At 73.8% G+C, this 17,309-nt stretch carries 18 protein-coding genes; 13 read left to right on the top strand and 5 right to left on the bottom strand.

The window, feature by feature from the left end; genetic code table 11:
- Positions 1-19: 19 nt before the first annotated feature.
- The 4 genes from uraH to ACWDCZ_RS09960 form a co-directional block, all read right to left on the bottom strand.
- Complete coding sequence (gene uraH, locus ACWDCZ_RS09975; protein ID WP_049653752.1) at positions 20-355, bottom strand: hydroxyisourate hydrolase; 336 nt, start codon at positions 353-355, stop codon at positions 20-22.
- Positions 356-460: 105 nt separating this feature from the next.
- Positions 461-964: a 2-oxo-4-hydroxy-4-carboxy-5-ureidoimidazoline decarboxylase gene (gene uraD / locus ACWDCZ_RS09970; protein ID WP_449815678.1), complete on the bottom strand. Its 504-nt coding sequence runs from the start codon at positions 962-964 to the stop codon at positions 461-463.
- Between the two features lie 248 nt (positions 965-1,212).
- The gene (locus tag ACWDCZ_RS09965) at positions 1,213-1,593 is read right to left on the bottom strand and encodes a helix-turn-helix domain-containing protein (RefSeq protein ID WP_449815677.1); all 381 of its coding nucleotides are present in this window, start codon (positions 1,591-1,593) and stop codon (positions 1,213-1,215) included.
- Positions 1,590-1,844: a thiamine-binding protein gene (locus tag ACWDCZ_RS09960; RefSeq protein ID WP_063780213.1), complete on the bottom strand. Its 255-nt coding sequence runs from the start codon at positions 1,842-1,844 to the stop codon at positions 1,590-1,592. The genes ACWDCZ_RS09965 and ACWDCZ_RS09960 overlap by 4 nt, the downstream gene beginning before the upstream one ends.
- A gap of 272 nt (positions 1,845-2,116) precedes the next feature.
- Here ACWDCZ_RS09960 and ACWDCZ_RS09955 point away from each other — a divergent pair, with 272 nt between their 5' ends.
- The 13 genes from ACWDCZ_RS09955 to ACWDCZ_RS09895 all read left to right on the top strand — a co-directional run bounded on the left by ACWDCZ_RS09955 (position 2,117) and on the right by ACWDCZ_RS09895 (position 16,917).
- Complete coding sequence (locus ACWDCZ_RS09955; RefSeq protein WP_449815676.1) at positions 2,117-2,962, top strand: TIM barrel protein; 846 nt, start codon at positions 2,117-2,119, stop codon at positions 2,960-2,962.
- Between the two features lie 107 nt (positions 2,963-3,069).
- Positions 3,070-3,957, top strand: a complete 888-nt coding sequence (locus tag ACWDCZ_RS09950) for a 2-hydroxy-3-oxopropionate reductase (protein WP_449815675.1) — start codon at positions 3,070-3,072, stop codon at positions 3,955-3,957.
- A 441-nt stretch (positions 3,958-4,398) separates the two neighbouring features.
- Positions 4,399-5,541, top strand: coding sequence for a glycerate kinase (locus ACWDCZ_RS09945; protein WP_449815674.1), 1,143 nt, complete (start codon positions 4,399-4,401; stop codon positions 5,539-5,541).
- A gap of 147 nt (positions 5,542-5,688) precedes the next feature.
- Positions 5,689-7,095, top strand: coding sequence for an allantoinase AllB (allB, locus tag ACWDCZ_RS09940; protein WP_388047877.1), 1,407 nt, complete (start codon positions 5,689-5,691; stop codon positions 7,093-7,095).
- Between the two features lie 10 nt (positions 7,096-7,105).
- Positions 7,106-8,302: an allantoicase gene (alc, locus tag ACWDCZ_RS09935; RefSeq protein WP_449815673.1), complete on the top strand. Its 1,197-nt coding sequence runs from the start codon at positions 7,106-7,108 to the stop codon at positions 8,300-8,302.
- A 116-nt stretch (positions 8,303-8,418) separates the two neighbouring features.
- A complete protein-coding gene (locus ACWDCZ_RS09930) occupies positions 8,419-9,879 on the top strand; it encodes a catalase (RefSeq protein WP_380738575.1) in 1,461 nt (486 codons plus the stop codon).
- A 251-nt stretch (positions 9,880-10,130) separates the two neighbouring features.
- Positions 10,131-10,910 (top strand): IclR family transcriptional regulator, encoded by a 780-nt coding sequence (locus ACWDCZ_RS09925; RefSeq protein ID WP_449815672.1) that lies wholly within the window; start codon positions 10,131-10,133, stop codon positions 10,908-10,910.
- A 254-nt stretch (positions 10,911-11,164) separates the two neighbouring features.
- Entirely contained in the window at positions 11,165-12,082 is a 918-nt protein-coding gene (locus ACWDCZ_RS09920; RefSeq protein ID WP_049657802.1) for a metal-dependent hydrolase, read from the top strand.
- A 48-nt stretch (positions 12,083-12,130) separates the two neighbouring features.
- Positions 12,131-13,219: a PDR/VanB family oxidoreductase gene (locus ACWDCZ_RS09915; RefSeq protein ID WP_117492621.1), complete on the top strand. Its 1,089-nt coding sequence runs from the start codon at positions 12,131-12,133 to the stop codon at positions 13,217-13,219.
- A 13-nt stretch (positions 13,220-13,232) separates the two neighbouring features.
- Positions 13,233-14,156 carry a M24 family metallopeptidase gene (locus tag ACWDCZ_RS09910; protein WP_449815671.1) on the top strand — a complete coding sequence of 308 codons (924 nt, stop codon included), beginning with the start codon at positions 13,233-13,235 and terminating at the stop codon, positions 14,154-14,156.
- A complete protein-coding gene (locus tag ACWDCZ_RS09905) occupies positions 14,153-15,907 on the top strand; it encodes an SDR family oxidoreductase (RefSeq protein ID WP_449815670.1) in 1,755 nt (584 codons plus the stop codon). The genes ACWDCZ_RS09910 and ACWDCZ_RS09905 overlap by 4 nt, the downstream gene beginning before the upstream one ends.
- A gap of 97 nt (positions 15,908-16,004) precedes the next feature.
- Positions 16,005-16,202: a type II toxin-antitoxin system VapB family antitoxin gene (locus ACWDCZ_RS09900; RefSeq protein WP_049654040.1), complete on the top strand. Its 198-nt coding sequence runs from the start codon at positions 16,005-16,007 to the stop codon at positions 16,200-16,202.
- Positions 16,203-16,296: 94 nt separating this feature from the next.
- The gene (locus ACWDCZ_RS09895; RefSeq protein WP_049654038.1) at positions 16,297-16,917 is read left to right on the top strand and encodes a LysE family translocator; all 621 of its coding nucleotides are present in this window, start codon (positions 16,297-16,299) and stop codon (positions 16,915-16,917) included.
- Between the two features lie 18 nt (positions 16,918-16,935).
- On the opposite strand, the gene ACWDCZ_RS09890 is transcribed toward ACWDCZ_RS09895, so the two are convergent.
- Positions 16,936-17,229, bottom strand: coding sequence for a hypothetical protein (locus ACWDCZ_RS09890; RefSeq protein WP_049654035.1), 294 nt, complete (start codon positions 17,227-17,229; stop codon positions 16,936-16,938).
- Positions 17,230-17,309 lie beyond the last annotated feature (80 nt).

Genomic DNA, 17,309 nt, shown 5'->3' with positions numbered 1-17,309 from the left:
AGCTTTCCAGGTCGGTCCACTAGCTTCCGCGGTAGACCGAGTATCCGAACGGGTTGAGCAGCAACGGCACGTGGTAGTGGTGCTGTTCGGGCGCGACCGTGAAGACGATCGAGACCTCGGGGAAGAACGGCGGCTCGGCGGACGTGGACGCGGAGTACGCGCCGGTGTCGAAGAGCAGCCGGACGACCGAGCCCGCCTCCACGGCCGGCAGGTCCTTGACCCGGCCGTCGGAGTCCGTGGCGGAGGTGCCGAGCACCTGCCAGCCACCCTCGGTGTGCAGTGCGAGCTCGACCGGGACGCCCTCGGCCGGTCGGCCGAGGCTGGTGTCGAGCACGTGGGTGGAGATGCCAGTCATGGGTGAAGTGACCTTACTGATGGCAGAAGTGATGGTGCGTCAGCATCAGTGGATGCCGGAAGTGTCTGGCAAGGAGGATGGGAGAAAGCGCGATATGACGGAGTGTCAGGAAGCGTCGAGCAGGCGGTCGAGCCGGATGTCGTTGATCTTGCGCAGCTCCCCGCGGACGATCTCCGCCTCGGTGGCGGCGTCGTTGGGGTGGCGTTCGCGCAGGGCGGCGAGCATGCCGACCGCGGTGCGGCCGGTCGCGCAGATCAGGAACACGTGGCCGAACTTGGCCTCGTAGGCGGCGTTGGCCTCGTGCAGCGCGTCGAGGACCGCCTGGTCCACGCCCTGGATTCCGGCCTGTTCGCGCTCGGAGATGGCGTCGCCGACTGTCGGCCTGCCGATCCGGGCGTGGCCGGCCATCGCGTCGCGCAGGTCCTCGGTCGTCAGTGACGCCATGGCCGCCGCGTTGGCGGCGAGCAGGGTGTCGCGGTCGGACCAGGGCCGGGCCGCGGCGACCGCGGCGGCCCAGCGGGGGCTGGAGCAGACCTCCAGCAGGATCCCTTCCAGCGCCGCGGCATCGGTCGCGGCCAGGACGTCAAGGGTGTGGGGGTGGTTGGTCACGGGTGGACCTCCTGAAGAGTGGTGCCACCCGGAAAAGCTAGATCGGCCCCACCCGGCCGTCAACACTTTGTTGAACGGTTGGTGGTTACGTTTTGAACCGGGCCCCGATGTCGGGCCCTTTCGTGTGCGATTCGCCAAGTGTGCCCCGCCGCAGGCCGATCCGGTCCTGTCGTGTCGGCGGGGTCACCCGTTCGGAAGCCCCCGGAGCGGGGGCGCGCACACGCCCCGGAGGGCGTCGAACCGGAGCGTCAGGACGACTTCGCGCCGTCCTGGCGGTTCAGGTAGTTGTACACGGTGAAGCGGCTGACGCCCAGGGCGGAGGCGACGGTCTCCACGCCGTGGCGGACGGTGAAGGCGCCGCGCTCCTCCAGTAGGGCGACGACCCACTGCTTCTCCAGGCGGTCGAGCTCGGCCAGCGGGCGGCCGTCGAACTGCCGGGTCATCTCGGCGAGCAGCCGGTCCAACGCGCTGCTCAGGTGCGGCAGCCGGACAGCCAGGGCCGGGGTGCCCTCCCACTCCAGGACCACATCGTCGGGCTTCGCCTCGTCCAGCGGGACGTGCGTCGCGCCGACCGCGGCCAGCAGCGGCTTCACCGCCGCGGCGAGCGGGTGTTCCACGTTCTCGGTCACGGCGTACCGTCCTCCTCGCCCAGCACGCTGACCTGGACCGAGATCCGGGTCGCCCCGGCGTCCAGGGTCTCCTTGAGCAGCTTGGTCACCGCGGCGAGGACCTGCTCGGCCCCGCCTTCGGCACCGGTGCCGAAGGGGCCGACCGAGACGTCCAGGCCGGCGTCGTCGACCACCCGGCGAGCCGCCGCGGCGTGCTCCGGGAACGTGTCCAGTTCGAACGGTTCTGTCGTGAACTCCACCATCAATCGCACGGGGTCACTGTAGCGAGCGGGGGTGCGGGCGGGCAGGGGTCGGGGGATCGAACGGTCCGGCCCCCGCGGACGGCGCGCCGCCGGTGTGGCCTCGGGGTGTCCTCAGGGCTGCCCCGGTGTGCCCTCGGGGTACCCGGCAGGGCCCCTCGGGACTGCTTCAACAAAATGTTGCGACTCCCTTGACACCCGCTCGGCGGGCCGGAGATGCTTCCACCACACAGAATCCCTCTTCCGGATTGTGGAAGTTGCGGATGAAGGAAGAGAGATGAGAGGTGAGCGACGTGACGGCGGCTGCCAAGCACGGCTTCACGGTCAACCTGTCGATCCTGTTCGGCGAACTGCCGCTCCTGGAGCGCCCCGCCGCGGCCGCCGCGGCCGGCTTCACCGCCGCCGAACTGTGGTGGCCCTTCGGCGCGGAGCACGACCCCTCGCCGGCCGAACTGGACGCGCTGCGCAAGGCGTTCACCGACGCCGGCGTGCGGCTCACCGGCCTCAACCTCCTGGACGACCTGAGCAAGGGCGCCCGCGGAACCGTCTCGGTGCCCGCCGAGCGGGACCGCTTCCGCGCCAACCTCCCGGTCGCCGCCGAACTCGCCGCCTCGCTCGGCGCCACCGCGCTCAACGCGCTGTACGGCAACCGGGTCGAGGGCGTCGACCCGGCCGAGCAGGACGCGCTCGCACTGGAGAACCTGGTGCTCGCCGCGCGGGCCGCGCACGGGATCGGCGCCGTCCTGCTGATCGAGGCCCTGAACAGGGCCGAGTCGCCGGACTACCCGCTGGTCTCGGCCGCCGCCGCGGTCGAGGTGGTCGACCGGGTCAACGCCGCCACCGGCCTGGGGAACGCCAGGTTCCTCTGCGACCTGTACCACCTGGCCAGGAACGGCGAGGACCTGGCGGCGGTCATCGACACCCACGCCGACCGCATCGGCCACGTGCAGATCGCCGACACCCCGGGCCGCAACGAGCCCGGCACCGGCGAGCTGGACTTCGAGGACCTGTTCGCCCGGCTCACGGCCGCGGGCTACGCGGGCTCCATCGGTCTGGAGTACCGCCCCTCCGGCGGCGTCAGCGCCGACAGCTTCGGGTGGCTGCCGCGCGAACTGCGCGCCGCCCAGTAGCGGAGCCGCCCAGCCGCGCACCGCCGGGCAGTGCCCGGTTCGAGCGGCGGGCAGCGCACCGCCGACCCACCCGACCTCCCACCCGCACACGTAAGGAACTCGACGCGATGAGCCGCAAGATCGCCTTCATCGGCCTCGGCATCATGGGCAGCCCGATGGCCGCCAACCTGGTCAAGGCCGGCCACCACGTCACCGGCTTCAACCTCACCCGGCCGCCGATCGACGCCCTGGTCGCGCTCGGCGGCCACGGCGCCGGCAGCATCGCGGAGGCGGTCAGGGACGCCGAGGTGGTCATCACCATGGTCCCGGCCGACCCGCAGGTCGAGCAGGTCGTCCTGGGGGAGGGCGGCGTGCTGGAGAACGCCAGGCCCGGCACCCTGGTGATCGACATGTCCTCGATCACCCCGCAGACCTCGATCAGGGTCGAGGCCGCCGCCAGGGCGAAGGGCGTCCGCACCCTGGACGCCCCGGTCTCCGGCGGCGAGGCCGGCGCCGTCGAGGCCGTCCTGTCGATCATGGTCGGCGGTGCGGCCGAGGACTTCGCCGAGGCCAGGCCGCTGTTCGACGCGCTGGGTACCACGGTCGTCCACGTCGGCCCGGCCGGCGCCGGCCAGACCGTCAAGGCCGCCAATCAGCTGATCGTCGCGGTCAACATCCAGGTGCTCGCCGAGGCAGTGGTGTTCCTGGAGAACGCCGGCGTCGACCTCGCGGCCGCGCTGGACGTGCTCGGCGGCGGCCTGGCCGGCTCCACCGTGCTCAACCGCAAGCGGGCGAACATGCTGAACCGCGAGTTCGCCCCCGGCTTCCGGATCGACCTGCACCACAAGGACATGGGCATCGTCACCGACGCCGCCCGCGCCGTGGGCGCCGCGCTGCCGGTCGGCGCCGTGGTGGCCCAGCTGGTCGCCTCCGCCCGGGCCAACGGCGACGGCTCGCTCGACCACTCGGCGCTGCTGCGCGGCGTCGAGCGGCTCTCCGGGCGCGAGGCCGCGTGACCGCCGGGGGCTCCCGCGCGGAGCCCCCGGCCCCGAACTCCTCCTGGTGGCGTGTACCTATCCGGTCGTGCCCGCGCCGCCAGGAGGCCGGACCCGACCGGCGTGCGGGCCGGGGCTCATCCGCCCGCCCGTCGGTCGATCCAAGCCGGTGACGCGTACGTCCCCCTGGGGGCACTTCGGTCGTGCCTGGTACGCGTCGCCAGGGCCCCTCCCTGCCGAGGGGAGCCCCTCGTACGTCGGAAGCGGGACGAGGGGAACGGCGGGGAGGGGCGCACCCTCCTGGAGCGGGCCGCTCCGGACACCACGGTCACCTCCGGCCTCCCCGGCCGCCCCGGCCGAGGCGCTGGCCACCCGGAGCACCCGGGCCCATGCTGGACGCACGTCAGCCGGACGCACGTCCCGGAACCACCGCCAGACCCGTACGGAAGCGAGGAGCGCGCCATGCCCCCCACCCCCCACCAGGGCCATGTGGTCGTCGCCCCCGACAAGTTCAAGGGCAGCCTGGAGGGTGCCGAGGCGGCGGCCCGGATCGCGGCCGGCATCCGCCGCGCCGCGCCCGGTACCGAGGTGCGCGAACTGCCCGTCGCCGACGGCGGCGAGGGCACCCTGGCCGCCGCGCTCGCGGCCGGCTTCAGCCGGGCCCCGGCCAAGGTGGCCGGCCCGACCGGCCTGCCGGTGGACGCCGCGCTGGCCGTCCGGGACGACACCGCCGTGGTCGAGCTGGCGCAGGCCTCCGGCCTCGCCCGGCTGCCCGGCGGCCGCACCGCCCCGCTCGCGGCCGGGTCCTACGGAGTCGGCCAGTTGATCGCCAAGGCGGTCTCGCTCGGCGCCAAGCGGATCGTGCTGGGCCTCGGCGGCAGTGCCTGTACGGACGGCGGCGCCGGCATGGTGCAGGCGCTCGGGGCACGGCTGCGCGATGCCGGCGGGGCCGAACTGCCGCCCGGCGGTGCCGCGTTGCGCCGGCTCGCGGAGATCGACCCCGGCCCGCTGGCCGAGGCCCTGGGCGGGGTCGAGGTCGTGGTGGCCTGCGACGTGGACAACCCGCTGCTCGGGCCGCGCGGTGCCGCCGCCGTCTACGGCCCGCAGAAGGGCGCCGACGGCGGGGACCTGGTGGTGCTGGAGGCGGGGCTGACCCGGTTCGCCGACCTGGTCGCCGAGGCCACCGGGCGGGACGTCCGGGAGGCGCCCGGCGCCGGCGCCGCGGGTGGGGTGGGCTTCGCCGCCCTGGCCCTGCTCGGCGCGACCATGCGCCCCGGCATCGAGCTGCTGCTCGACCTGCTGGGCTTCGACGGGGCCGTGCGCGGGGCATGCCTCGTCGTGACCGGGGAGGGGTGTCTGGACGCCCAGACGCTCCACGGCAAGGCCCCGGCCGGAGTCGCCGCGGCGGCCGCCCGGGCGGGGGTCCGGGTGGCCGCGGTGGCGGGCCGGCTGGAGCTCTCCGAGCCCGAGTGGCGGGCCGCCGGCTTCACCGCCGCGATCGCCCTGACCGACCTGGCCGAGCGGCCGGGGGAGAGCATGACCAGGGCCGCCGAGCTGGCCGAACTCGCGGGGGAGCGGCTGGCCGAGGAGCTCCTGTCGCACTGAACCCCGGTGCGTGCGCGACCTTCCCGCGCGGTGATCCCTCGAATGTTCCTCCATTGACGTTTTGTTGAAGGCGGGCCTAGGCTCCCGGCAATCCCTCGCCTCCCCCGTGTTCCGACACCCTCGACTCCCAGGTTCCGGAGGTCCCCCATGCCTTTCAGCCAGCCGACGGTGATCCGCTCCCGGCGGGCGGTCCTGCCCGACGGCGAGCGCCCCGCGGACGTGCTGATCCAGGACGGGAGGATCGCCCGTACGGCCCCGCACGGCTCGCTCGCGGCCCGCGAGGGCGAGCTCGTCGACCTCGGCGACACCGCCCTGCTGCCCGGCCTGGTCGACACCCACGTGCACGTCAACGAGCCCGGCCGCACCGAGTGGGAGGGCTTCGCCACCGCCACCCGGGCCGCCGCGGCCGGCGGCGTCACCACCATCGTCGACATGCCGCTCAACTCGATCCCGCCCACCACCACGGTGGCGGGGCTGGCGCTCAAGCGGAAGGCCGCAGACGGCCAGGCCTGGGTGGACCTCGGCTTCTGGGGCGGCGCCGTCCCCGGCAACCTGGCCGACCTCGAACCGCTGCACCAGGCAGGGGTGTTCGGCTTCAAGAGCTTCCTCGCCCCCTCCGGGGTGGACGAGTTCCCGCACGTCGAGGCCGCCGACCTGGAGGCGGCGCTGGCCGAGCAGGCCAGGATCGGGGCGCTGGCGATCATCCACGCCGAGGACCCGGCCGTGCTCGCCGCCGCCCCGCAGCAACCCGGCGTCCACTACCGGGACTTCCTGGCCTCCCGGCCCGCCGACGCGGAGACCGCGGCCGTCGCCCGGCTGCTCGACGCGGCCCGGCGCACCGGTGCCCGGGTGCACGTCCTGCACGTCTCCTCGGCCGCGGTGCTGCCGCTGCTGCGGCAGGCCCGCGAGGACGGCGTACGGGTGACCGCCGAGACCTGTCCGCACTACCTGACCCTCGCGGCCGAGCAGGTGCCGGACGGCGACACCGCCTTCAAGTGCTGTCCGCCGATCCGCGATGAGTCCAACCGGGACGCGCTCTGGGAGGCCCTGGGCCGCGGCGAGTTCATCGCCGTCGTCTCCGACCACTCGCCGTCCACCCCCGACCTCAAGCTGCTGCCCGAGTACGGCGGCAGCGGCGACTTCGCGGCCGCCTGGGGCGGGATCGCCTCGCTCCAGCTGGGCCTGCCGGCCGTCTGGACCGAGGCCCGCCGCCGCGGCCACACCCTGGCCGACGTGGTGCGCTGGATGTCCGCCGGACCGGCCGAACTGGTCGGCCTGACCGGCACCAAGGGCGCCATCGCCGCCGGCCACGACGCGGACCTGGTCGCCTTCGACCCGGACGGCGGGTTCGCCGTCCGCGCGAGCGGGCTGCACCACCGCAACCCGGTGACCCCGTACGCGGGCCGGACCCTCACCGGCGCGGTGCGCGCCACCTGGCTGCGCGGCCGCGAGGTGGACCCGGCGGCCCGCCCCTTCGGCCGGCAGCTCGCCCGGCCGCAGGCCGACCCCACCCGCTTCACCACCGCCACCCCCATCCCGTCCGAACGCGCCTAAAGGAGAGTCAGTGACCACTGCCGACACCCCGAGTGCTCCCTTCACCGAGCTGGTCGACCTGGCCTCCCGACTGCTCGGGGCGGGCGTCGTCGCCACCAACGAGGACACCTTCGCGGACGCCGAGAACCTGCTGGTCGCCAAGCCGGCCGAGTTCCGCCCGCACACCTTCGGCCACAAGGGCCAGATCATGGACGGCTGGGAGTCCAAGCGCCGCCGCGGCGTCTCCGCCGACCAGCCGCACCCCACCGACGAGGACCACGACTGGGCGATCGTCCGGCTCGGCGCCGCCGGGGTGGTCCGCGGCGTGATCGTGGACACCGCCCACTTCACGGGCAACTACCCGGAGACCGCCTCGGTCGAGGCCGCGTCCGTCCCCGGCCACCCCTCGCCCGAGGAGCTCCAGGACGCCGAGTGGACCACGATCGTGCCGCGCACCGCGCTCGACGGCGACACCGCCCACGAGTTCGCCGTCGCGGACGGCACCCGCTACACCCACGTACGGCTGAACATCTTCCCGGACGGCGGGGTCGCCCGGCTGCGGGTGCACGGCGAGGTGCTGCCCGATCCGCGCGAACTGGACGGCCTCACCTTCGACCTGGCCGCCCAGGAGTACGGCGGCGTGGCCGAGGCGGCCTCCGACCGCTACTTCTCCTCCCCGCACAACCTGAACGCTCCCGGCCGCGCCTCCGTCATGGGCGACGGTTGGGAGACCCGGCGTCGGCGCGACAAGGCCAACGACTGGGTGCAGATCGCCCTGGCCGGGGGCGGTGAGGTCCTGGCCGCCGAAGTGGACACCTCCTACTTCGTCGCCAATGCCCCCGGCTGGGCCGACCTGATCGGCTTCGACGCCTCGACCGGGGCCGACCCGGCCGACGGCGAGTGGTTCGAACTCCTGCCCCGCACGCGGCTCCAGCCCGACACCCGGCACCGCTTCCGGCTCGACGCCGGCCGCCCGGTGACCCACGTGCGCATCAACGTCCACCCGGACGGCGGCCTCGCCCGCCTCCGGCTCACCGGCCGCCTCACCGGGGCCGGCCGCGCGGCCCTCGCGCTGCGCTGGTTCAACGCCCTCCCGGCCGCCGAGGCCGTCGCGGCCCTCACTCGGGCCGGTCTCACCGCCGACGAGGCCGCCGCGCTGACCGCCGCCCGCCCGGCGGCCGACCCGGCCGCGGCCGCGACCGTCGTCCGGAGCCTGCTCGGAAACTGACGGCCCGTCGGATCCGCTCGTCGGGAACCCCAGGGAACCTTTTCCGGCGAACGAATCTGACGATCCGTCACTTCACTCTCCACGCACCGCGCTTATCGACACCTGAAGGACCCTCCATGCCCAAGATCCTGACCACGGAGTCCGGCGCCCCGGTCGCCGACAATCAGAACTCGGCCTCGGCCGGCGAGTACGGTCCGCTGCTGATCCAGGACCAGCACCTGCTGGAGAAGCTGGCCCGGTTCAACCGCGAGCGCATCCCGGAGCGCGTGGTGCACGCCCGCGGCTCCGGCGCGTACGGCTACTTCGAGGTCACCGACGAGGTCGCGCGGTACACCCGGGCGGGCTTCCTCTCCGAGGTCGGCAAGCGCACCGAGGTCTTCCTGCGCTTCTCCACCGTGGCCGGCAACCTGGGAGCCAGCGACGCGGTGCGCGACCCGCGCGGCTTCGCCCTCAAGTTCTATACCGAGGAGGGCAATTACGACCTCGTCGGCAACAACACCCCGGTGTTCTTCATCAAGGACCCGATCAAGTTCCCCGACTTCATCCACTCGCAGAAGCGCGACCCGTACACCGGCGTGCAGGAGGCGGACAACGTCTGGGACTTCTGGGCCCACTCGCCGGCCTCGACCCACCAGATCACCTGGCTGTTCGGCGACCGGGGCATCCCGGCCTCCTACCGCCACATGAACGGCTACGGCTCGCACACCTACCAGTGGGTCAACGCCGACGGCGACGCCTACTGGGTGAAGTACCACTTCAAGACCAACCAGGGCATCCGCTGCCTGGACGGCGACCAGGCCGCCGAGGTGGTCGGCGGCGACGCCGACTCGCACCAGCGCGACCTCCACCAGGCCATCGAGCGCGGGGTGTTCCCGTCCTGGACCCTCTACGTCCAGCTGATGCCGGTCGCCGAGGCCGCGGACTACCGCTTCAACCCCTTCGACCTCACCAAGGTGTGGCCGCACGCCGACTACCCGCTGGTCAAGGTCGGCCGCCTGGTGCTCAACCGGAACCCGGAGAACGTCTTCGCCGAGGTCGAGCAGGCCGCGTTCTCGCCGAACAACTTCGTGCCCGGCATCGGCCCGTCCCCGGACAAGATGCTCCAGGGCCGCCTGTTCGCCTACGCGGACGCCCAGCGCTACCGCCTCGGCGTCAACCACACCCAGCTGCCGGTGAACGCCCCGCGCGCCACCGAGGCCGCCAACTACGGCCGGGACGGCCAGATGGCCGCCAACAGCGCCGGCCGCGGCAGGAACTACGAGCCCAACTCGTACGACGGTCCGGTCCAGACCGGCGACGCGACGGCCGCGCCGGTCAAGGTGAGCGGCCACACCGGCACCTACACCACCCCGGCGCACACCAAGGACGACGACTTCTTCCAGGCCGGCGAGCTGTACCGGCTGATGTCGGAGGGCGAGAAGACCCGCCTGGTCGGCAACATCGCGGGCTTCCTGGCGCAGGTCTCGCGCGACGACGTGGTGGAGCGGAACCTCGCCCACTTCCACGCCGCCGACGAGGAGTACGGCGCCCGACTGGCCGCCGCCGTCGCCAAGTTGCGCGCGGGCGACGAGGGCTGACCCGCCCGCACCGTCCGCACCATCCTCCGCACCGCCACCCTCGTGGCCGCCGGGCCCGTACCGGGCGGCCGCGGAACGGGCCCCTCCTCCCGGGCAATGGGGGAGGGGCCCGTCGCGTCCGCCCAGGTCGGCCGGTGGGCCTGCACGGATTGTCCACGGATATGTACGGACGGCAGTCGTCGGAGCCGCCGGGTCGATAGGCTGGTGTGCGCCCGCGGTCGCTCCGTGGGGGGACATCGGAAGGGGACGACATGTCGACACCAGCCCCGGGTCGTCACGCCGCGCTTGACCAGGGTCCGACGGGCCCGTTCACCTCCCTGCAGCACGCCCTCAGACTGCTGGAGGCGGTCGACCGCCACTCCGACGGAGCCACCCTGGTGGCCCTCGCCCGGGAGACCTCGCTCGGGCTGCCGACCGTGCGCCGGCTCGCCGAGATCCTGGAGGTCGAGGGCTACCTCCAGTGCCAGGACGGCGGTTGGCTGCTGGGCGGCACCTTCGCCCTGCTCGGCCAGCACAACCGGGAGCAGCTGGTGAAGGCCCGGCTCAACCGCAAGCTCGCCGAACTCCGGGACGAGTTGGGCGCCGCCGTGTACTTCACCCGGTACCAGGACGGGGAGTTGTCGGTGGAGGCGGTCTCGGCCGCCGACTACGCCCCGGCCGTGCAGGAGTGGGTGGACTTCCGGGCCACCGCGCACGCCAGTGCGATCGGCAAGTGCCTGCTCGGCCAGCTGGACGCGGACGCCCGGCGCGACCACCTCTCCCGGCACCCGGTCGCCCGGCTCACCTCCCGCACCGTCGTCGACGCCGACCAGCTGATGCACCGGCTGGAGCGGCAGCCGGCCACGGTGCCGGTGCTGGACATCCAGGAGTACGCGCTGGGCACGGTGTGCGCGGCCGTGCCGATCACGGCGGGCAGCACGGTCGGCTGCCTGGCCACCTCGATGCCGGCGGACAACATCCACAAGCTGAAGGCCGCCGCCGAGCTGCTGGCGGCCCGGGCGGCGCCGCTGATGCTGGCGATGGCGGTCTGACGGCGGGGCGGCCGTCGCGCGCGTGACGTCGAGGAGGCCCTGCCGGGAGACCGGTGGGGCCTCCCGCGTTTCCCGTGTTTCCCCACGGTGTCCGATGGCGTCCGGCGGCGTCCGGCCGCGCGCGTCGCCCGACGGTGCGCGTCACTTATTAGACTCGATGTCGATAAGGGGTGCCGAACCCCTTGTCCCGATGGCTACCCGCGAGTACGTTTCCCTGGAGCCGAGCCGCCGCCCCCAGGTCAGGAGGGCCTGCCATGCCCCGTTCCACCCCCGTCCCCGCCCTCGCCGCGCCCGCCGCACGCGTGCACGAGAGCCTCGTGCTGGAGCCCCGGGACGTCCGCTTCGACTGGTCCCGGCTGCCGCTGCACTGGATCCCGGACGAGCCGATGGCCACCCACGTCATCAACGTGCTGCACCTGCTGCTGCCCGAGGGCGAGCGGTGGTTCGTCAAGGTGTTCAAGGAGGCGCTGCCGCTCATCCGGGACGAGCAACTGCGCGAGGAGGTCCTCGGGTTCATCGGCCAGGAGGCCATCCACGCCGAAGCGCACCAGGAGGTCCTGGACCACCTGCTCGGCCAGGGGCTCGACCCGCGGCCGTACGTCCGGCAGATCTCCTGGCTGTTCCAGCGCGTCCTCGGCGACAAGCCGGGGCTGTCGCCGGCCCGGCAGCGCGAGAACGTCATCGAGCGGGTCGCCTTCATCGCGGCGATCGAGCACTTCACCGCCTTCCTCGGCAACTGGGCGCTCAACTCCCCGGGCCTGGACCGCGCCAAGGCGGACCCGACGATGCTGGACCTGCTGCGCTGGCACGGCGCGGAGGAGGTCGAGCACCGCAGCGTCGCCTACGACCTGATGGTCCACCTGGACCCGGGCTACCTCCGCCGGGTGCGCGGAATGGCCGTCTCCGGGCCGCTGCTGGTCCACCTCTGGGTGCGCGGCGCCCGGTTCCTGCTCGCCGCCGACCCCACCCTGGCGGGGCGGCTCAAGCCCACCTGGCGGGAGGCCGGCCGGATCGCCAAGCGCGGACTGCTGCCGGACCCGGTCAAGTCGGTCCGCTCCGGGCTGCGCTACCTGCGGCCGGGCTACCACCCGACCCAGGAGGGCTCGTCCAGCCAGGCGCTGGGCTACCTCGCCGCCTCCCCGGCCGCCCGCGCGGCCGCCGGGCGCGGCTGACGCGGGCGACAGCCCCCTCTCCCCCCCTCACCCCAAGGACCCCGCCGGATGGACCCGCTCGCCCCGCCCCCCGACCTCTACGGCCGCCCCCGCGCCGACGGCTTCATGCGCCGGCTCACCGCCTTCGGCGACCGCTACTCCCCGGCCCTCGGCAGCCCCCTGCTGCGCCGCAACCCCCGGCGCCCGCTCAGCCGTCCCACCCCGCCGCTCCAGCTGGTCGTCGCCGAACGCCGCCGACCGGCCGCCGACGTCGTCGAGTTGCGGCTCGCCGACCCCTCCGGCGGCCCGCTGCCCGGCTGGCAGCCCGGCGCCCACCTGCGCCTCGTCCTGCCCTCCGGCCGCGAGCGCCACTACTCCCTCAGCGGCGACCCGGCCGACCGCGCCGCCTACCGCATCGCCGTCCGGCGGCTGCCCGAGGGCGGCGGCGGGTCCGTCGAGGTCCACGACGCCCTGCACCCCGGCACCCGGCTCACCGCCCGCCGCCCGCGCAACGGCTTCGCCTTCTGCGCCGAGCCCGCCGTCCTCCTGCTGGCCGGCGGCATCGGCATCACCCCGCTGCTCCCGATGGCCCGCGAGGCGCAGCGGCACGGCCTGGACTGGCGCCTGGTGCACGTCGGCCGCAGCGCCGACACCCTCCCGTACACGGACGAGCTGCGCGCCCTCGACCCGCACCGGGTGGTGCTGCGCACCGACGACGAGCACGGCGGCGTCCCCACCGGTGCCGAACTGCTCGCCCACGCCCCGCGCGGCGCCGCCGTCTACTGCTGCGGCCCGGCCCCGATGCTCTCCGCCGTGCAGCGCGCCCTGGACGGCTCCCCGGCCGCCTCCCTGCACTTCGAGCGCTTCGGCGCCGCCCCGGTCACCGACGGCGAGCCGTTCGCCGTCCGACTCGGCACCGACGGCCCGACCCTCGACGTCCCCGCCGACCGCTCCGCCCTGGACGTGCTGCGCGAGGCCCGTCCGGACCTCCCGTACTCCTGCCACCAGGGCTTCTGCGGCACCTGCGAGGTCCGCCTGCTGGCCGGCTCGCCCGACCACCGGGACCGCAGGCTCACCCCCGAGCAGCGCGCCGCCGGCGCCCTGCTGCCCTGCGTCTCCCGGGCCGCCGAGGGTGAGACCCTCGTGCTCGACCTCTAGAAGGAGCTCCGCCATGGCGAAAGCGACCCCCGCCTTCCGCTACACCGAGCGCGACCTCGCCCGCTTCCGCGAGACCCAGCAACTCGCCTACCACTGCGCCGAACAGGTCGCCGCCTGGATCGAACCCGGCGTCACCGAGCGGCAGACCACCGCCGAGCTGCGCCGCCGCCTGGTCGCCGCCGGGGTGCAGGACTTCTTCCACGTCCCCTTCGCCTGGTTCGGCGACCGGACGGCGTTCCGGCACTTCCACACCCCGCTCCAGTTCTTCGCCGGCAACCGCCGGCTGGAGGAGGGCATGCCGTACGTGCTGGACTGCGCGCCCGTGGTGGACGGCTACACCGCCGACATCGGCTACGGCGGCAAGGTCGGCGAGAACCGGGTCTGGGACCGGCTGGCCGCCGACCTGAAGGTCTACCGCGAGCTGATCCTCGCCGAGGTGCGGGCCCGCAGGCCGCTCGCCGAGGTGTACGCCGCGGTGGACGCCCAGATCGCCGCGCACGGCTACGACAACCGCCACCAGGTCTACCCGGGCCGGGTGATCGGCCACCAGGTCACCCGCAACACCGCGCGCGGCCCGGCCGGGGTGAACGTCTTCGGCTTCGGCGTGCGCACCCTCCAGACCCTCGGCCGCGAGCTCGTCACCGAGCGGCTGCACGGCCGTTCGCCGCTCTGGGCCGACGGGCGGTCGTCCCGGCACGCGCCCACCCCGGGGCTGTGGGCGGTCGAGCCGCACATCGGCTTCCGGGGCGTGGGCATCAAGTTCGAGGAACTGCTGGTGGTCACCGAGGACGACGCCTACTGGCTCGACGACGACCTGCCGCACGTCCGCCGCTGGACCGCCGCCGCCACCGAGCCGGCCACCACGGAGCTGACCGACACGGAGCAGACCGCCGAGCCGACCGCCGCCGAGCCGACCACCCTGGAGGCCACCCGATGACGTTCCCGACGAAGCCCCAGGCGCGGACGAAGCCCCCGGTCCGCCGCCGGACCGTCCACTCCGGCGGCCTCCCGCTCGCCGTCTTCGAGCAGGGCGACCCGGCCGCCCCCACCGTCCTCCTCGTGCACGGCTACCCCGACACCCACACCGTCTGGGACGACATCGCCGCCGACCTCGCCCGCGACCACCACGTGGTCCGCTACGACGTGCGCGGCGCCGGGGAGTCGGCCGCCCCTGCCGACCGGTCCGGCTACCGCCTGGAGCACCTCGCCGAGGACCTGTTCGCCGTCGCCGACGCCGTCAGCCCCGACCGCCCGGTGCACCTGCTCGCCCACGACTGGGGCTCGATCCAGTCCTGGGAGGCCGTCACCGCACCCGGCGCCGAGCGCCGGATCGCCTCGTACACCACCCTGTCCGGCCCCAGCCTGGACCACATGGGCCACTGGCTGCGCCACCGGCTGCGCCGCCCCACCCCCCGCCACCTGGGGCAGCTGCTCCACCAGGGCCTGCACTCCTGGTACATCACCGCCTTCCACCTGCCCTACCTCGCCCCCGGCGTCTGGCGCCTCGGCCTGGCCCGGGCCTGGCCGAGGGTGCTGCGCGACCTGGAGCACGTCACCCCGCGCGCCGACCACCCGCAGCCCACCCTGCGCCGCGACGCGGTCCGCGGCATCGAGCTGTACCGGGCCAACTTCCGCCCCACCCTGGGCAGTCCGCGCGAGCGGCCGACCGAGGTGCCGGTCCAGCTGATCACCCTCACCCGGGACCGGTACGTCGGCACCTACCTCTCCGAGGGGCTGGAGCGCTGGGCGCCGAACCTGACCCGCAGGACGCTGCACGCCGGCCACTGGTCGGCGCTGCTGGAGAAGGGAGCCACCGTGGCCGGACTGGTCCGCGAGTTCACCACCCGCACCGACGAGGGCCGGGCCCGCCCCGAGGAGGGCGACGGCCGGCTGGTCGTGGTCACCGGCGGCGGCAGCGGCATCGGCCGGGCCACCGCGCTCGCCTTCGCCGAGGACGGCGCCCGGGTGGTGGTCTGCGACCTCGACCTCGCGGCCGCCGAGCGCACCGCCGAACTGGCCTCGCTGATCGGCCCGCCGGCGCACGCCTACCGGGTGGACGTCTCCGACGGCGCCGCGGTGGACGCCTTCGCGCAGACCGTCGCGGCCGAGCACGGGGTGCCCGACGTCATGGTCAACAACGCGGGCATCGGCCACTCCGGGACGTTCCTGCAGACCACCGAGAAGGAGTGGCAGCGGGTCCTGGACGTCAACCTCTGGGGCGTGATCCACGGCTGCCGCGCCTTCGGCACCCTGATGGCCGACCGCGGCCGGGGCGGCCACATCGTCAACGTCTCCTCCGCCGCCGCCTACCTGCCGTCCAAGGCGCTCACCGCCTACGCCACCAGCAAGGCCGCGGTGTTCATGCTCTCCGACTGCCTGCGCGCCGAGTTCGTCGGCCACGGCATCGGCGTCTCCACCATCTGCCCCGGCATCGTCAACACCAACATCACCCGCACCTCCACCTTCTCCGCCACCACCTCCACCGAGCAGGCCGCCAAGCAGGCCCGCGCCGCGAAGCTCTACGCCCGCCGCGGCTTCCCCCCGGAGAAGGTCGCCACCGCGATCGTGACCGCCGTCCGCACCGGCAGGCCCGTCGTCCCCGTCACCCCCGAGGCCAAGGCCGCCCGCTTCCTCTCCCGCCTCAGCCCCGGCCTGCTGCGCCTCGCCGCCCGCCTCAACGTCACCTGACCGGGTGAACAACGGCCGATCGGGCCCCGTGGGGCCTGCGATATCGGATACGGTCGAACCCGATATCGCAGACCCCGCTTCGCTCGGGAGGTTGGTCATGGCCCGTACCGTGATGGACATCAACGACGACCTGCTGGCCGAGGCTGCGGAGATCTTCGGTACGACGACCAAGACCGCCACCGTCAACGCCGCTCTCGAGGATGCGGTGAAGCGTCGCAAGCGCCAGGTCTTCACGACCTGGCTCGAGGACGGTGGGCTGCCCGATCTCACCGGGCCGGTGGAAAAGGGTGAGTGAGCGCTCCACCGAGTGGGTCGTCCCGCCGGGGTCGGCGGACTGAGCGACGGCCGCTTGACGAGGTCCCTCCGGGGCTGTGAGAGCATCGAGGCCCATGGAGATGACAACGGCCCTGTGGTCCTTCGCCCTCGTCGTGGGGCTGCTCACGCTCACGCCCGGGCTCGACACGGCGCTGGTCCTGCGGACCTCCGCGTTGGGGCGGCGCCGGCAGGCGTGGGGCGTCGTGCTGGGGATCCAGACCGGGACGCTGATCTGGGGGACGCTGACCTCGGCCGGGGTGACGGCGCTGCTCACCGCCTCGCAGGTGGCGTACGAGGTCCTGCGGTGGGCGGGCGCGGCGTACCTGGTGTGGATGGGCATCGGGATGCTGCGCAACCGGGGCGGTGAGGCGGCGGCCGAGGAGGAGCCGGAGGACGGCGGGTTCGCGCACGGCTGGCGGCGGGGCACGCTGACCAATCTGCTGAACCCCAAGGTCGGGGTCTTCTACGTGGCCGTGCTGCCGCAGTTCATCCCGGTCGGCGTCCCGCACTTCGCCGCCGGTGTGGCGCTGACCTGCGTGCACGTCGTGGAGGGCCTGCTCTGGTCGACCGTCCTGGTGGGTTTCGCCCGGGTGCTGCGCGGCTGGCTGCGCCGGCCGGCCGCCCGGCGGTCGATGGACCGGGTGACCGGCGCGGTGGTGGTGGGCTTCGGCGTGAAGCTGGCGCTGACCGACTAGAGCGGGACCTCCGGCGGCTCAGCGGCCGAGACGCTTCAGTCCTTCCATGAGTTCGTCCGCGTTCATGCAGATGTGCAGGTCGACGGTGGCGTTCAGCTGGGTCCAGAACGGCTCGGCGATGGACGGCAGCGAGGCCTCGTCCGGGACGTCGACGACCATGACCATGCCGCGGCTCCCGTTGCGGTTGAGGAAGTAGGCCGCCTCCGGCTTCAGTTGGGCCAGTATGCGCTGGACCCCTTCGGCCATCGTTCCGTCGCTGATCAGCTTGTTCGAGGCCGCGGTGTCGATTTCGACCTCCAGCAGGGCGCGCATGATGCCCGCTCCTTCCCCGGGCTCGGGGCGAGTCCGCAACTCCAGCCTCCCGCCGCGCCGGTGGCCACGCAACGTGAGCG

Source organism: Kitasatospora sp. NPDC001225 (genome assembly GCF_053597855.1).
This window is presented reverse-complemented; position numbering and strand designations above follow the sequence as displayed.

Bases quoted from the DNA above. Each gene is read 5' to 3' on its own strand.
- ACWDCZ_RS09905 (WP_449815670.1), top strand. From the start codon at position 14,153: ATGACGTTCCCGACGAAGCCCCAGGCGCGGACGAAGCCCCCGGTCCGC.
- ACWDCZ_RS09925 (WP_449815672.1), top strand. From the start codon at position 10,131: ATGTCGACACCAGCCCCGGGTCGTCACGCCGCGCTTGACCAGGGTCCG.
- ACWDCZ_RS09890 (WP_049654035.1), bottom strand. From the start codon at position 17,229: ATGCGCGCCCTGCTGGAGGTCGAAATCGACACCGCGGCCTCGAACAAG.
- ACWDCZ_RS09920 (WP_049657802.1), top strand. From the start codon at position 11,165: ATGCCCCGTTCCACCCCCGTCCCCGCCCTCGCCGCGCCCGCCGCACGC.
- ACWDCZ_RS09915 (WP_117492621.1), top strand. From the start codon at position 12,131: ATGGACCCGCTCGCCCCGCCCCCCGACCTCTACGGCCGCCCCCGCGCC.
- ACWDCZ_RS09895 (WP_049654038.1), top strand. From the start codon at position 16,297: ATGGAGATGACAACGGCCCTGTGGTCCTTCGCCCTCGTCGTGGGGCTG.
- ACWDCZ_RS09930 (WP_380738575.1), top strand. From the start codon at position 8,419: ATGCCCAAGATCCTGACCACGGAGTCCGGCGCCCCGGTCGCCGACAAT.
- ACWDCZ_RS09945 (WP_449815674.1), top strand. From the start codon at position 4,399: ATGCCCCCCACCCCCCACCAGGGCCATGTGGTCGTCGCCCCCGACAAG.
- ACWDCZ_RS09910 (WP_449815671.1), top strand. From the start codon at position 13,233: ATGGCGAAAGCGACCCCCGCCTTCCGCTACACCGAGCGCGACCTCGCC.
- ACWDCZ_RS09900 (WP_049654040.1), top strand. From the start codon at position 16,005: ATGGCCCGTACCGTGATGGACATCAACGACGACCTGCTGGCCGAGGCT.
- allB (WP_388047877.1), top strand. From the start codon at position 5,689: ATGCCTTTCAGCCAGCCGACGGTGATCCGCTCCCGGCGGGCGGTCCTG.
- ACWDCZ_RS09950 (WP_449815675.1), top strand. From the start codon at position 3,070: ATGAGCCGCAAGATCGCCTTCATCGGCCTCGGCATCATGGGCAGCCCG.
- uraH (WP_049653752.1), bottom strand. From the start codon at position 355: ATGACTGGCATCTCCACCCACGTGCTCGACACCAGCCTCGGCCGACCG.